This is a genomic window from Dyella terrae, from assembly GCF_022394535.1.
GTDB lineage: Bacteria > Pseudomonadota > Gammaproteobacteria > Xanthomonadales > Rhodanobacteraceae > Dyella.
On the sequence record NZ_CP089414.1, the window covers coordinates 4,011,170 to 4,025,335 of the forward strand.

A 14,166-nucleotide genomic window follows, 5' to 3' on the forward strand; every position below is an offset into this window, starting at 1 on the left:
ATGGACCGCTTTGAAAGCATGGCAGTGTTCGTTGAGATCGTACGCACCGGCAGCCTGACCGCCACTGCCGAAAGATTTGGCCTGTCGCCAAGCATGGTTGGCAAGCACCTGAATGCGCTGGAGGCTCGCCTCGGCACAAAACTGCTTCATCGCACGACACGCCGCCACCAACTGACCGAAGCGGGCGCTCTGTATTTCGAGCGTTGCCGGGACATACTCGATCGGGTCGAGGCGGCCGATGACGATGCAGCCGCACTGCGTGGTGATCCCTCGGGGCAACTGCGCATTGCAGCACCGATCTCGTTTGGCGTGACGCAACTGGCGCCCGCCATGGCGGCATTTCAAGCGAAATATCCGGGCGTCGATATCGAGCTGGTGCTCACGGATGCACCCGTCGACCCGGTCGGCGACGGCATCGATCTGGCGTTTCGCATCGGGCCGCTGGCCGACTCGTCACTGATTGCACGATCGTTGCCGCCGTACTATCGGATGGTCGTCTGCGCCTCGCCAGATTATTTGGCGAGGCGCGGCACCCCAGCAACACCGGACGATCTGCTGACACACGATTGCCTTGGCCATACCCGTTGGGGACCGCGCCACGCATGGCGATTCGAAGGGCACGATGGCTTGCACGAAGTGCCCGTGACCTATCGGCTGCGTGTTGATAACGGTCCTGCGCTACGCGAGGCTGCGCTGGCCGGCGGTGGCATCATCCTGCAGCCGCTTGGCCTGGTGAAAACCGACCTGGAGACGGGACGCCTGCGCCGATTGCTCGAGGGCTATTCGGCGCGTGGTCGTGACTTCTACCTGCTTTACGCGCGTGACGTGGAACTGCCAGCCAAGTTGCGGGCATTCGTCGAGTTCGCGCTCGATCACTTTTCGACGAGGGACTCCGAAGGCTGAGTAGCGGCAAAAACCTCGGCCGCAACGCCCAATGCATTGTTGACCGCTGCACCGCCGGCATAAAACATCGTCTGCAAGATCGCCTCGATGATTTGCTCGCGCGATGCGCCGGCCACCAGCGCCGCTTCGATGTGCGCCCGTAGTTGCGGCAAGAGATAGCCTTGCGTCACGCAACACGCGATCACCACCAGTTCCCGCGTCGCCAGATCAAGTCCGGGGCGGTCCAGCACGCCGGCGAATGCCCACTGCATGGTCATGGTCAGGAAATCAGGGCAGATGTCCTCACGCGATTCGGCCAATTGCTGGCCGCTATGTCCGCCATGCAGGCGTTCAAACAACGCCAGTCCGCGTGCGTAGGTCTCATCCCTGGAAAGAAGCTGCTGGGTCATGTCGAGGCTCCTGGTGAACCGCCGGGGTTTGGCGGGCACAGGAAGTGTGGCTCGACGGACGCTCGTCAAAAACGCGGATGCAGTGAAATGACTTCACACTCTGGGTGAGGAATCAGCCACGTCGATGGCGGAATGCCTTCTCCCCGGGCAATGACGCGCAGCAATAAAAAACCCGCCTTTCGGCGGGTTCTTTCGGTCACGAGCCTTGTTCAATCGTCGTCGCGGCTGCGGAAAAGATGACGCAGCAGGAAAAACGCGCCGACGGTGCCCGCAATGATGGCCGTGGTTGCCACCGGGTGGCGGGTCACGTTGCGGCGCAGGCGGCGGTATTGGTAGTTGGCTTCATCGGCGAAATCCTCTGCGGCATGGCCGATGCGGCGAGCGTAGGTGTTGCGGCTGCGGCCGAAACGGCGGCCGGCGTCGCGGCTACGTTCCATCAATTCGTCCGCCCGGTCGGCAGCTTCGCCGGCATAGTGACGAACGCGGTCACGGACGCCGTTGACGGTGTTTTCAAGGTCATAGTGACGGCTCATGGCGTCCTCCTTGCAGTAAGGGTTCTCACGTTGCCAGCGGCGGTGTGAGCGGTGCGTAAATGATAGAGCGCACTGTTCAGCCGCGATGTCGGGAAGGGATGAAAACACTGTGGCCGCCTGACGCAAGCGTGCGTGCAATGGCCTGCCGCACGGGTGCCAGCGTTTGGCTGGCCTGCAACAAGGCCGCGCGAACGCGACGTGCGACAGGGCGATCATCGGTGTACACCGTGACGATGGTCATGGTCGCGGCGTACAGCGGCCACGTGGCGCGCCTATGCATGCGCTGATAGCGCAGAAGCAGATCCGGCGAGGCGATATCCCTTCCGCCCTTCACGGCCTGTTGGATCAATGAAGCCAGCGTCTCGACACTCCGCAGGCCGAGATTGAAGCCATGTGCCGTGACCGGATGCATGCCCACCGCGGCATCTCCGATCAGAGCGAAGCGTTGGGCCGCGAAGCGTCGGGAATACACGCCGACCAAAGGATACGCATGGCGTGTCGAGGTGAGCCGCATCGCGCCGAAACGATGGTTGAAACGTCGGCCCATTTCGGCGTTGAAACTGTTGTCGTCCATGTCCATGAGTCGCCGCATGTTCTCGGGCGGTAGCGTGACCACGGTGGATGCCTCGCCGTTGCGCAGGGGCAGTAAGGCCAAGGTTTGTGCATGACCGAACCATTCCAGCGCTTCGTCGCCATGAGGTTTCTCCAGCGCCATGCGGCAAACCAGCATCGTTCTGCCAAAGTCGTGCATGTCGGCGGCAATACCTGCGTCGCGCCGCAGCCGTGAGAAGCGGCTGTCGGCGGCGATCACCAGCTTCGCATTCACCTCGTTGCCGTTCGACAGGTGCAGCCGCGCTATAGAGTCGTTCAGCACGACGCTTTCGACCGACGTGCCGCATGCCAGGGTGATGTGTGGCTCGTGTTCCACGCTGGCATACGCGGCGCGGCGTATACGGTCGTTGGGGACGAGAAAGCCCAGCTCCGTATCATCCCGGCGGTGTGGCGTGACGTGGAGGCCGTGCTCCACATCGCCATTGAGCACGCGCGCGCTGCGTAGTGGAGAGATATCGGCAGGGCCGAGCCGCTGCCAGATACCGAGGTCGCGCAGGATGCGGACGGATCGCGGTGTCAGTGCGATCTCGCGCCCGTCGTACGGCGGCTCCTGCAACACATCCTGCGACTGCTGTTCGATGACCAGGAGGCTAAGGCCCGTATCAGCGAGCGACCGGGCCAGGCAAAGTCCGGCGGGGCCGGCGCCGACGATCGCGATATCCACATTCATGGCATAGGTTGCGATGGGGAGTTATCCCATCCTAGCGCCCGCCGTTTCGGCAGCCTTGATGCGTATCAAGGCGCGCTAGGCGATACCTCGTTCGTCGTGGTGAGTGCTTTGAACTCGCGGCGCACGACATCGCTGCACAGCCGCCACGCGATCCAGCCAAAGATGGCCGCGAGCGCCACAGGCCGGAATATCGCTTCCACCCGCTGGAGCGCCATCACTTGCTCCATCCATGCGCGGAAGAAGGGCGGTACATTGGCTGACATGTGCGCCCTGCATGACCTGTTGCGATGCCAGTTGCCTGACCTTAGATCGTGTCGTTGGCGCCCGTCGGTTCGATCGTCTGTAGTTCCGTTCGCAGGCTTTGCCGTTTGCGCAGGGTGGGGAACATAGCCATCCAGAGCCCCACCACCACCAGTGTGCCGATGCCGCCGATGAGGGTGGCGTTGACCGCTCCCGCCCATGCCGCAAGCAGCCCGGATTCGAATTCACCCAACTGATTCGACGTGTTGATGAAGATGGCATTGACTGCGCTGACGCGCCCGCGCATGTCGTCAGGGGTGTCCAACTGCACGAGCGCGCCGCGGATCACCATGCTCACCATGTCGAACGCGCCCAGTGCGAACAATGCCGCAAGCGAAAGCCACAACACCTTGGACACAGCGAACACCAGCGTAGCCAGTCCGAAGCCAGCGACGGACGCGAACATGATCGGGCCGACGCGGCGTTCCATGCTGTGGCGGGCCAGCCACAGCGACATCAGCAGCGCGCCCACGGCAGGCGCGGCGCGCAATAGTCCCAGGCCCCAGGGGCCGGTGTGCAGGACATCCTTGGCGAAGATGGGCAGTAGTGCCGTCGCGCCACCCAGCAACACGGCGAACAGGTCGAGTGAGATCACGCCGAGCACGTCGGGGCGGCGGCGAATGAAATGCACGCCGGCGAACAGTGTCGTCAGTGTGGCTGGCTCGCGCTTAGGCTGCGCCTGCTCGTAGCGCAGGTGCCCCATCAGCAGCACGGCGATCAGATACAGCACCGTGCACACGGTATAGACCGTGCCTGGGCCGGCGACATAAAGCAGGCCGCCCACGGCCGGGCCCATGATCATCGCAGCCTGGCCCGCTGAGGCGTTGGCGGCCATGGCACGCGGCAGGATGGCCGATGGAACCAACGCTGGCAGCATCGATTGCATGGCCGGGAATTCGAACGCCTTGGCCACGCCGATAACGAATATCAGCGCGAGGATCATCGTCTCCTGCGCCAGATGCATCAGGGTGATGGCCGCGAGCACCGCAATAGCCAGCATGTCCACGATCTGCCCGAACATCACGATGCGGCGCCGCTCGAACTGATCGGCCACGTGTCCGGCGGGCAAGGCCAGCATCACGGAAGGAAAGAACTGCACGAGGCCAATCAAGCCTGAGATCCAGTGCGCGTCCGGTGACGGCATAGATCTGCCAGCCCACGGCGACCGACAGCATCTGAAAGCCGAAGCTCGAACAGATGCGAGCAAACCAGAATTGCACGAATGCGGGGTGTGAACGCAGCGAGTCCGCGGAAGCTTGCGCGGGGGATGGCGTCATGAGGCGATCCTTGCGGGGATGCGACCATTATCGGCAGGTGACGCCTCCAGGCAAAGCACCTCTGCTTCATAAGGATGTGAACGCGCCTTGCCGTTTGCCCTCCTACGGTGGAGACGACCTCCAAACGTGCACACGAATGCGGCCGGTATCCGCCGCATCGAGCATCGGGATTCCACCATGGGCAGCGAGACCTGAGCCCCGCTGCCCAGAGAGCTCATGCACGCTGCGTCTGTTCGGTGAAGGAGAGGGAAGGCGACGCTGCACGTGGCACGGCGTCGAGCCCGAAGAGCGGACGCAGCCAGCGCGTGCGGCGAATCACGTATTCATGCAGCACCGCGCAGCCGCCGACCGTACCCAGCAACGTCAGCGTCGGTTCCAGCACCGGACCCAGCTTCAGCGGGATCAGCCAGTAGGCGACGGCCAGCAACACGCTTTGATGCAGGATGTACCAGGGAAACACTGCTTCGCGCGCATAGGGCAACCAGCGGAACGGACGGTTGAGGTATTGGTGACCCCAGCCCAGCACGGCGGCAATGGCGCTCCACATATAGACGAAGTGTAGTGCGTGCTCGCACAGGTGAAACGCGGCGTGCGTGGAGGCGGACCAACTGCTCATGCCGAGCAGATCACCCAGGCGATCCAGCACCACAAAAGTGGTGAAGCAGAACAGCGCTATGCCCAGCGAGCGGTGGCGCAAGCGCGCCAGCTCCTGCCATAGGCCCTGATGCGTGCCGATGGCGTAACCGTAGAGAAACATCGTGGCGTAGCCGGCATGGGCGTACCAGTCGTGGAACAGGGCGTGGTTCTGGGGAAAGCGGGCCGCCAACAGCAGGTTGTAGGCAAACAGCGGCAAGGCGGGCAGCACCAGCAGCGGCCAGCCGCGCAGGTGGTGGATGGCCGCAATGACGCGCTGCCCCGTCGACGACTCCAGCGCCGGTAGCAGCACGATCAACAGCAAGGTGTAGATCCACACGTACGGCAGGTACCACAAGTGGTTCCAGGTGACGCCGAACTGCCACCCATCGAAGGCCCCGGCCGGCCAGGGGCCGCCCGTGTAATAGCGCAGCAGAAAGTGGCCAAAGCCCGGCTCCACCAGCCCGTCCGTCACACCCTGGACATAGGGTTGGATGGGAATGACCACGGCCATGCCAAACAGCAGCGGCACCAGCAGGCGCACCGTGCGCTTCCATGCCAGTGCCGGCAGAGTCAGCCGCCCGCGAAGGAAGTGCACCGCCATGCCGGAGATCAGGAACAGCAGATCCATGCGCCAGAAGCTGGAAGCCAGCATGGGGTACTCCAGCCAGTCGCCGATGTAAGAGCTCTTGAGATGGAACTTCCAGTCGTCCGCCGGGCCGACGTAGAGCATGCCCAGGTGGTAGAGGATCAGCAGGCCGAAGGCCAGCACGCGCAGGGCGTCGATGTCGTGGCGGCGGTTCATGAGCGGAACTCCGTGGGAAAGTGCCGCGCATGCTCCGCCGTAGCCACCCCCGTGTCGCCCGCTAAGTGATTGATTGACCACAAACAGGGATGAGTGGCGAGCAGCGAGGGACGAAAAGGGCGGGTTCGGTCGCCGCTGCACGTAGAATCCGGGCATGACCACCAAGCCGGCCTTCGACTACGCCCGTTTTCTACGCTGGCGCCGACCTTTCGAGATCGGCTTCTGGGTCGTCTCGATGACGATCAACACCGTATTCAATGGTGTGGTGGCGTGGTTCGACGACACGTATCGCACCCACCGGGCTGACAGCATCGAGCCGTGGATATGGGAGGCGACCAGCAGCCTGGTGATCCTGGCGCTGGTGCCCTTCGTGGTGATGGCCAGCCGCCGTTGGACGCTGCGCTTCGACAACTGGCGGCAGAACCTGAAGATCCACCTCGCGCTCAGCGTGCCGTTCTGCCTTGCGCACGTAGGCCTGATGGTCTTGCTGCGCACGATCGCCTACCGGGCCATCCTGGGTTGGCACTACAACTTCGGCAGCGACTGGCCACAGCAACTGGGGTACGAGTACCTGAAGGACGTTCGTACCTACTTCCTGTTCCTGGCCATCATCGGCGGCTATCGCCTGCTCATCCTGCGCCTGCAAGGCGAGGCCAGCTTGCTGGCGGAGCCGGACGAAGGGCCACCGGTGGAACCGGTCGACCGGCCGGAGCGTTTCCTCGTACGCAAGCTGGGCAAGGAATTCCTCGTCGCCGCGCGCGAGATCGAATGGCTGCAGGCTTCAGGCAACTACGTGAACATGCACGTTCGCGGCCGTGACTACCCGCTACGCGCCACCATGGCCGGCATCGAAGAACGCCTCGACCCTTCGCGTTTCGTGCGCGTGCACCGCAGTTATCTGGTGAACCTCGACTACCTCACCGAGATCGAACCGCTGGATACCGGCGATGCCCGGTTGACCATGCGCGATGGCGCTACGCTGCCGTGCAGCCGCCGCTTCCGCGTGCAACTGCGCGAACGCTTCGGCGACACGCCCGTCAGCGCGTGAGCTTCTAGCGATAGGAGACATGAAGGTTGCGTCTCCATTGGCCCTCGTTCCACTCTTAGTGCCTACCCGCCACAGGAACCCGTCCATGAAACAGCGCCTACATCTCGCCGCCAGCACGCTCGGCGCCTTGCTCGTGCTTGCGGGCTGTTCCCAATCCGGCGATCAGGCACAGGCGCCGCAGCAAGCGCCGGCGCCGGCTGACGATTCAGCCGACAAGCTCAACACCTATCACCAGCTCCAGCGCATCGGCAACGACGAGATGGCGGTGACGATGGGCAAGGAAATCCTCAGTCGCTACCCCAACAGCGATGCTGCCAAGGAAGTGCAGCAGAGCCTGCCGGCGATCGAGCAGCGTTATAAGGAAAACAGCGAAAAGAATCGCTTGGCCGGCCTGTGGCTGTACCAGGTTTCGCCGATGGAAGGCGGTACGCAATCTACCGCGACTATTTACACCAGCCAGCCTTCGGGTGAGGAGCGCGTGCGCCTGGTGCTGCGCCGTCATACCGAGTGGGGGCAGAACGCCTTTCTGTTCAATGGCGGCCCACACGGTTTTGTGTGCAAGGGCGTGTGCTCGATCAAGGCCACTTTCGACGGCAAGCCGGGTACGATCGCCGCGTTCGCACCGACCACTGGCGAACCTGCGCTTCTGTTCAAGGACGACAAGGGCTTTATCGCCCAGTTGGAGAAGGCCAAGAAGATCACCATGGACGTGACGCTTCAGGACGGTGAGAAGAAGCAAACGCTGGTGTTCGAAACGGGCGGCTTCGATCCGACCAAGTGGCAGGTCGTCGCCAAGTCGCCCGCCAAAAAGAAATAACGTGCACCCGCACGGAGCTCATGCGTTTGTACGTCCAGCACTTACGGAGATGATATTCATGGCAGCCAAACATCTTCTTGCCGCCGTCGCTGTAGTTGCCGCCCTCGGCGGTTGCACACGCGTGGGCAAGGATTACACCTCCCGCATGGAAGCACGCCAACAGGCGTACGTTGCCGCGGCCGGTGATCCGGTCAACAGCTTTCACTACTTCAGCCTGTGGTCGTGGGAGCCGCTCAGTGATGAGCAGTTGGCCATCTATACGCGTTCCAACGAGGCGTGGCTGATCGATCTCGACGGCCGCTGTCGCAACCTGGAATTCACCAACCACATCGCCTTGACGTCCAGCGCCAGCGAGGTATCGGTGAAGTTTGACCGCGTGCTGACGGGTCCGCCGGATCCGCCGTGCTTCATCAAGCAGATTCGGCCGGTGGATTTGAAGAAGCTTGATTCGCCGCAGCAGGGTAAGCCGCGTGAGGTGGAGGAGACGGCTCGGCCGGCGAAGTGAGGGGGGCAATCTCGCCTCACCGCTTCATTTAAGAACCGCCACCCCTGCGCAGGCAGGGGTCCAGTGACTTTGCGCTTGGTTGTCGCGTCGTCGGCAGACGATCGAAACGCCCGCTGCGTAAGCGGCCAGGTCGCGCTAACGCACGAGGCGACGACCATACTCACGGCTACTGGATCCCTGCCTGCGCAGGGATGACGGCATAGACGAGACGGTGAGTCGAGATTGACCCCTCACCCCAACCCTCTCCCGAAGGGAAGAGGAAGACGCCAGTCCGATCAGTTGAGAAACAACTTCTCCGCCAACTTCGCCAACGGCTTCTCCATCGCATTCTGCAACCGCGGCGGCAACTCCAGCGGCTTCAGCAGCATCTTCACCGTCATCTCCGCCGGAATATTCCGCCGCAACAAATCCTGCGCACGCCCCGTGATGCGCTTGAACTCCGCTTCGTTCTCCTTCAAGTGCGGATAGCACTGGTTGAACACATGGCGCAGGGCAATGTCGCTGTCTTCGCTGCGGATCTCGTTCACGCGGCGCAGGATGGTGCGGAACACTTTGTAGCGGCTGAAGCCTTCGCGTTCACGGTACAGGCGGAAGTGATGGTAGAAGTTTTTGTAGTGGCGGACTTCGTCGCTCTTGATGTGGCCGGTGAGCTGCTTGAGCACAGGTTCGTCAGTGATGTCGTTGAGCGCGCGATACAGGCTGGCGGTGCCGGTTTCCACCACGCAGCGGGCTGCCAGTTCCAGTCCGCGGCTGGGTTCCAGTTGTTCGGCGGTGCACACAGCGCCGTACTCGGCCCAGAACGAAGCGAAGCCTTTGTCCCAGTCGAACTCGGGCCACACGGCCTTCACGTAGGCGGCGAGGGCATGGCCGTGCTGCAGTTCCTCGTGCTCCCAATGCTGGCTGAGCCATGTCTGCAGGGTTTCATCGCCAGCGAAATGGTCGACGAGGTTGTGCGTATATAAGTCCGAACCACTTTCGACGAACGAGGCGCTGCAGAGCAGGAAGAACAGGTCTTCATTCTGGCGCACGCGGGGGATGTCGATCTGACTGAAATCCAGGCTATCCAGAGTCCAGGGCAACGATTGGGTGTAGCTCACGCGGTCTTTCCTGTGCGGGGGCCATAGGACTGATGTGGCGCACGACACGGCGCCAGCCCGGCATGACGATCATGTGACAGCATACGACGAGAGACGGCGACAGGGGATTAACGGGCGCCGACCCGGGGCCGCGTAGGGTATTCCGTCAGGTCAGCGGATCACCGTGACGGGCACATGGGCGTGCTCCAGCACGTCGCCGGAGACCGACCCGAGCAGCCAGCGGGCAAGGGCGCCACGCTCGGTGTGGCCGATCACGACATGATCCACGTGGTGTTGGCGCACCTGCTCGAGCAGCACGTCTCCCGGGCTGCCCCGCACGACCTCGGCGTCGATCAGCGATGCGGCACCGGGTACAAGTTGCTTCACGTCCTCAAGCAATCGCGAGCAACGCTGGCCGCCTTGGTCGGTCATCATCAGCGCACAGGTATCTGCGCTCCCCTCGGTCACCTGCAACACGGACACGACGCGGACGCGACCGCCGGTGGCCTGCGCCAATTCCACGGCAAAACGAACCGCGCGTTGCGAGGTGGGGGAACCGTCATAACCGACCAGCGAGTACTTGAGCATGCATGACCTCTTGGCGGGCAGGCGTGAGGTAGCGGACGTGCTGTATCGACTCCGTCCGGAACATTCTGGCCTGCGGAAAGCAGCTTCAGCCTAATCCTCGGCGGGTGCTCGCGCTACGGTGGCGAGCATACCGAGCGACCTGCGTGTCGCGCGGTACAGGAAGGCGCAACCCACCGTCTCTGCTTGATTTTTTCAAGTCCAGCGTTAGCGCCGAACGGGTGTTGTTAACGCGTCGTCCTGCGATATGCACGTGGCGTTCACGGCAACTACCGAGGATGGACCCACTGAGGTTCACCGCTGGACGGCCGGAACGAGCCGGCCACCGCGACGGTTGGTGTTCCGGGTTCCCTTTCGAGACAAGGAGAAGGTGATGATCAAGCGTACGTTCGGTATGGCGGCTCTGGTGTTTGCCTGTGCGGGAGCCGTGACGGCATTGCCAGTGGCATCGGCCAGGGCGGCCGACGCAGACGTGAAGTGCGACCTGAGCTTCAGCCTCTCCGGCTGGTCACTCATCTATAAGCACGCCGAAGGCAGCGGTACGGTGGTGTGCAGCAACGGTCAGAGGGCCAAAGTGAAGATCAGCGTCCACGGCGGCGGGATCACTGCCGGCAAGTACCGCATCGACAACGGCAAGGGTGACATCACCCATGTGCGCAGTATCGACGATGTGTTCGGCGATTACGCGCAGGCAGGCGCCGAGGCCGGTGTGGTCAAGAGCGGAGAGGCGCAGGTGTTGTCCAAGGGCACTACCTCACTGGCGCTGCACGGCAGCGGTGAGGGCGTGAACCTGGGTATTTCAGTGGGCGCGTTCTCCATCACCCGCGAATAAGCCGAGCCTTGCTGCAGTACACAAAGGGCGCCGCATGGCGCCCTTTGTTTGGGTACGCGTAAACTCTGCGGGTTATCCGGTTGGAGTGTCGTCATGCGTCGCTTGTGGTTCCTGTGCTTGCTGAGTCTCTTGCTTGGGGTGTTCGTTCCGGCCCATGCCGACGAGCCCGCCTCTGTCATGCCCCAGGCAGGGCAGTCGGCCCCCGATTTCCGCCTTGAGGATCAGAACGGCAAGTGGCATACCCCGGCCGATCACAAGGGCCACTGGGTGGTGCTGTATTTCTACCCGAAGGACTTCACGCCGGGCTGCACCACCGAGGTCTGCACCTTCCGCGATGACGTGGCCAAGCTGCGCCAGCAAGGTGCCGACGTGCTGGGCGTGAGCCTGGACGATGTGAAGTCGCATGCAGAGTTCGCGGCCAAGTACCACGTGCCGTTCCCGCTGCTGTCCGATGCCGACAGCAAGACGGCCCAGGCCTATGGCGTGCTCGCCTCCAAGATGGGCTTTAAGTACGCGCGCCGAACCACCTTCCTGATCGACCCGCAGGGCAAGATTGCCAAGGTCTACCAGGACGTGGATCCGGAAAAGAACTCGGCGCAGGTGTTGTCCGATCTGGCTTCGCTGAAGGCGGCCTCCTGATGCCGCTCACCATGCGTAACGACAAGGGCTTCGCGTTCTGGCGCATCGCCGCGTGGCTGATCCTGTTGCTGGCCGCTTATGGCTGTCTGCAGTACATGACCCATGCCGGGCAGTTGTGGCAGGCGCTGAAACCGCTGCCGGCTTCGGACTCGGGCGACATCCTCCAACTGCAGAAGATGCTGGCGTGGGATGTGCTGTATTTCATCATCGCTTTCGCGCTGGTGGTGATCTGTGCCGGCGCGATCCTTCGCCAGGCCTGGGCGCGTGGCAGCCTGCAGGTGGCCTGCGTGTTGCTGGCCATCGGCTGGGGATTTGTCGGCGGTTTGATACTGTTTTCGCAGTGGCGTGAATTCAGTCAGGCGGTCGCGGTGACCAATGCGCAGTCGTCACTCGACACGGCATCGCAGCTGGCGCTGGCGCACATGCACCGCAGCTTCCTCATTGCCATGGGCACCAAGATTGCCGGCGCGCCGGCATTGCTTTGGCTGGCCTGGTGGCTGGGTCGTCCGCAGATACGCGCTCAGTTCCGCAAACTTCGCTGAACCGGCGAGCGACCCCGATTCAGGTGCGGTTGCCGCAGCGCGGGTTATCGCTGGGGCATCGTCCGTTCCGGGTTTTTCCATGCGCCTGCGTTGCCTAGCCGTTGCCCTGATCCTGCCGCTTACCAGCACAGTGCTGTGCGCGCAGGATTTGGCGACCACCTGCCATGCCACCAGCAGCTACGACCTGACGGTAACGCCTGATCACCTTCTGTTCGATCGTTCGCAGCCGCTGCCTCGTCAGGTCGAATTGCGCGATGGCGCCTTGCGCACGGACGGCACCGCCGTATCGTTGCGTCCGGACGATGAGGACCGGCTAGCCCTGTTCGAGCGCGAGCTGCGTGCCCTGGTGCCGCGCGCGAAGGCAGTCGCATACAACGGCGTAGACATGCTGGTTGCCGCCATGCACGACGAAGCAGCCCGCCTTTCACTGGATCCCAACACGCGCACGGAGCTGGACCAACGCGTGGCCGCCCGCGCCGCCGAGCTCAAGCAGCACTTGGCTTCCAGCAACAGTACGCACGATTGGCAGGGCAACCTGGCCGACCAGTACGCCAACCAGTTGGTCTCCGACCTGACGCCGCTGCTGGCCAATGACTTGGGCCAGCAGGCCATCAATGCAGCCATGACCGGGGACCTGCAGGCGGCCGCCAGCCTCCGTGACACGGCGGCGGACCTCGCTACCCAGTTGCGCCCGCGGCTGGAGCAGCGGATGCAGGCGCTTTCGCCGCAGGTACAGGCCCTGTGTCCTGCGGTTCAGCGTCTGGCGGAACTTCAGCAAGGCATTCGCAGCGCCGGTGGCCAACCTCTGAATCTCCTTCAGGTGGGCCAGTAAAACGGGGGCTGAGCATGAGTTCCGCTTTCGCCTGGGGTTAACCTTCTGCTAAGTGGCGAAGGAAGAGGATGGCAATCGCTATCGTTTCACGCACCGCAGGAGGCGACCTCGTGTCGCGCGTACCAAACTACAACGCCCTTATCCGACGGGGCATCGATGATCAGGCCCTGTACCGACGGGCCCTGGTGCAAGTCCGCGAGCCAGGGCTGCAAGCGCTGCTGGCCGAGAATTTGCAAACGTTGAATGCTCTGATCGGTGATCTGCAGGCGCAAGCCCACGCCGCCGGGCGCAAGCCGGCCCGTCATGGCACCCTGGCAGGCGTCATCCGCAGCGGGCTGGCGGAGTTGGTGACCAGTATGGCGTCCAACCGGGATTCGGCGTGGGTGCAATGCTTGGCCCGCAACGAATGCGTGCTGCTGAACTGCTTCGAGCGACAGATGGCGCAGGCCTCGGACGAATCGGCGCGTGTGCTGAGAGTCCAGTTGTCCCGCCTGCACGGTATCCATAAGGATATGCACTGCTTGGCCGGAACCACCCACGGTTAACCGGTCGTCTCAGTGACAAGGAGGGCATGTGCCGGCGACCCCCACGGACGTCCTGGATTTCTGGTTCGACAGCGCCTCCCAGGCGCACTGGTTCGAGCGTAGCGATGCGTTCGACGCCACGATCCGCGAGCGCTTCGGCGAAACGCTGGAGGCTGTCTGGCGCGGCGATCTGAACCATTGGGCGCAGGCCCCCGCTGGTTGGCTGGCCCTGTTGATCGTCCGCGACCAGTTCAGCCGCAATCTTTACCGCGACGATGCCCGCGCCTGGTCGAATGACCCGAGCACGCAGGTCATCGCACTGGATGGCATCGCCCGTGGCTTTGACCTGCAGTTGCCGCCGCTCCAGCGCGTCTTCGCCTACATGCCGCTGGAACACGCGGAAAGCCTGGTGCTGCAGCGGCATTGCGTGGGCCTGTTCGAGCGGCTCTTGGCGAGCCAGTCAGCCGCAGTACGTTCCCGTTACGAAGGCTTCCTTGATTACGCCCGCCGTCACCACGATGTGATAGAGCGATTCGACAGGTTTCCCCACCGCAACGCCGTTCTTGGTCGCGCGGATACGCCTGCGGAACAGGCCTATCTCGCGACGCCGGGAACCGGCTTCTAAGCGTCACCGCCGACACGGA

At 63.1% G+C, this 14,166-nt stretch carries 18 protein-coding genes; 10 read left to right on the forward strand and 8 right to left on the reverse strand.

Features of this window, described 5'->3' with window-relative positions:
- Positions 1-903 (forward strand): LysR family transcriptional regulator, encoded by a 903-nt coding sequence (locus tag DYST_RS17565; RefSeq protein ID WP_239947090.1) that lies wholly within the window; start codon positions 1-3, stop codon positions 901-903.
- Here the strand turns inward: DYST_RS17565 and DYST_RS17570 are convergent.
- From DYST_RS17570 to DYST_RS17595, 6 genes are all read right to left on the reverse strand, one after another.
- Positions 873-1,292: a carboxymuconolactone decarboxylase family protein gene (locus DYST_RS17570; protein WP_239947092.1), complete on the reverse strand. Its 420-nt coding sequence runs from the start codon at positions 1,290-1,292 to the stop codon at positions 873-875. The genes DYST_RS17565 and DYST_RS17570 overlap by 31 nt on opposite strands.
- A gap of 209 nt (positions 1,293-1,501) precedes the next feature.
- Entirely contained in the window at positions 1,502-1,825 is a 324-nt protein-coding gene (locus DYST_RS17575; RefSeq protein ID WP_102301428.1) for a hypothetical protein, read from the reverse strand.
- 76 nt (positions 1,826-1,901) lie between these two features.
- Positions 1,902-3,107 (reverse strand): 5-demethoxyubiquinol-8 5-hydroxylase UbiM, encoded by a 1,206-nt coding sequence (gene ubiM, locus DYST_RS17580; protein WP_239947094.1) that lies wholly within the window; start codon positions 3,105-3,107, stop codon positions 1,902-1,904.
- Between the two features lie 65 nt (positions 3,108-3,172).
- Positions 3,173-3,370 (reverse strand): hypothetical protein, encoded by a 198-nt coding sequence (locus tag DYST_RS17585; protein ID WP_239947100.1) that lies wholly within the window; start codon positions 3,368-3,370, stop codon positions 3,173-3,175.
- A gap of 41 nt (positions 3,371-3,411) precedes the next feature.
- Entirely contained in the window at positions 3,412-4,551 is a 1,140-nt protein-coding gene (locus tag DYST_RS17590) for an MFS transporter (RefSeq protein ID WP_239947101.1), read from the reverse strand.
- A 347-nt stretch (positions 4,552-4,898) separates the two neighbouring features.
- Entirely contained in the window at positions 4,899-6,122 is a 1,224-nt protein-coding gene (locus DYST_RS17595) for an acyltransferase family protein (protein WP_239947105.1), read from the reverse strand.
- A gap of 154 nt (positions 6,123-6,276) precedes the next feature.
- On the opposite strand from DYST_RS17595, the gene DYST_RS17600 reads away from it, so the two are divergent.
- The 3 genes from DYST_RS17600 (at position 6,277) to DYST_RS17610 (ending at position 8,492) form a co-directional block, all read left to right on the forward strand.
- The gene (locus DYST_RS17600) at positions 6,277-7,170 is read left to right on the forward strand and encodes a LytTR family DNA-binding domain-containing protein (protein WP_102301423.1); all 894 of its coding nucleotides are present in this window, start codon (positions 6,277-6,279) and stop codon (positions 7,168-7,170) included.
- 85 nt (positions 7,171-7,255) lie between these two features.
- Entirely contained in the window at positions 7,256-7,987 is a 732-nt protein-coding gene (locus DYST_RS17605; protein WP_239947106.1) for a hypothetical protein, read from the forward strand.
- Between the two features lie 58 nt (positions 7,988-8,045).
- The gene (locus DYST_RS17610; protein ID WP_239947107.1) at positions 8,046-8,492 is read left to right on the forward strand and encodes a DUF6491 family protein; all 447 of its coding nucleotides are present in this window, start codon (positions 8,046-8,048) and stop codon (positions 8,490-8,492) included.
- Positions 8,493-8,767: 275 nt separating this feature from the next.
- On the opposite strand, the gene DYST_RS17615 is transcribed toward DYST_RS17610, so the two are convergent.
- Together DYST_RS17615 and DYST_RS17620 are read right to left on the reverse strand one after the other, a co-directional pair.
- Positions 8,768-9,589, reverse strand: coding sequence for a ferritin-like domain-containing protein (locus DYST_RS17615; protein ID WP_102301421.1), 822 nt, complete (start codon positions 9,587-9,589; stop codon positions 8,768-8,770).
- Between the two features lie 150 nt (positions 9,590-9,739).
- Positions 9,740-10,156, reverse strand: coding sequence for a universal stress protein (locus DYST_RS17620; RefSeq protein WP_102301420.1), 417 nt, complete (start codon positions 10,154-10,156; stop codon positions 9,740-9,742).
- Positions 10,157-10,526: 370 nt separating this feature from the next.
- Here DYST_RS17620 and DYST_RS17625 point away from each other — a divergent pair, with 370 nt between their 5' ends.
- From DYST_RS17625 to DYST_RS17650, 6 genes are all read left to right on the forward strand, one after another.
- A complete protein-coding gene (locus tag DYST_RS17625; RefSeq protein ID WP_102301419.1) occupies positions 10,527-10,985 on the forward strand; it encodes a hypothetical protein in 459 nt (152 codons plus the stop codon).
- Positions 10,986-11,078: 93 nt separating this feature from the next.
- A complete protein-coding gene (locus DYST_RS17630; RefSeq protein ID WP_239947108.1) occupies positions 11,079-11,624 on the forward strand; it encodes a peroxiredoxin in 546 nt (181 codons plus the stop codon).
- Positions 11,624-12,166, forward strand: coding sequence for a hypothetical protein (locus tag DYST_RS17635; RefSeq protein ID WP_102301417.1), 543 nt, complete (start codon positions 11,624-11,626; stop codon positions 12,164-12,166). Before DYST_RS17630 ends, DYST_RS17635 begins: the two co-directional genes overlap by 1 nt.
- Before the next feature lie 79 nt (positions 12,167-12,245).
- Positions 12,246-12,998 carry a DUF2884 family protein gene (locus DYST_RS17640; protein ID WP_239947109.1) on the forward strand — a complete coding sequence of 251 codons (753 nt, stop codon included), beginning with the start codon at positions 12,246-12,248 and terminating at the stop codon, positions 12,996-12,998.
- A 110-nt stretch (positions 12,999-13,108) separates the two neighbouring features.
- Positions 13,109-13,543, forward strand: coding sequence for a PA2169 family four-helix-bundle protein (locus DYST_RS17645; RefSeq protein ID WP_239947110.1), 435 nt, complete (start codon positions 13,109-13,111; stop codon positions 13,541-13,543).
- Positions 13,544-13,571: 28 nt separating this feature from the next.
- Positions 13,572-14,147 (forward strand): DUF924 family protein, encoded by a 576-nt coding sequence (locus DYST_RS17650; protein WP_239947112.1) that lies wholly within the window; start codon positions 13,572-13,574, stop codon positions 14,145-14,147.
- The last annotated feature ends 19 nt before the right edge of the window (positions 14,148-14,166 follow it).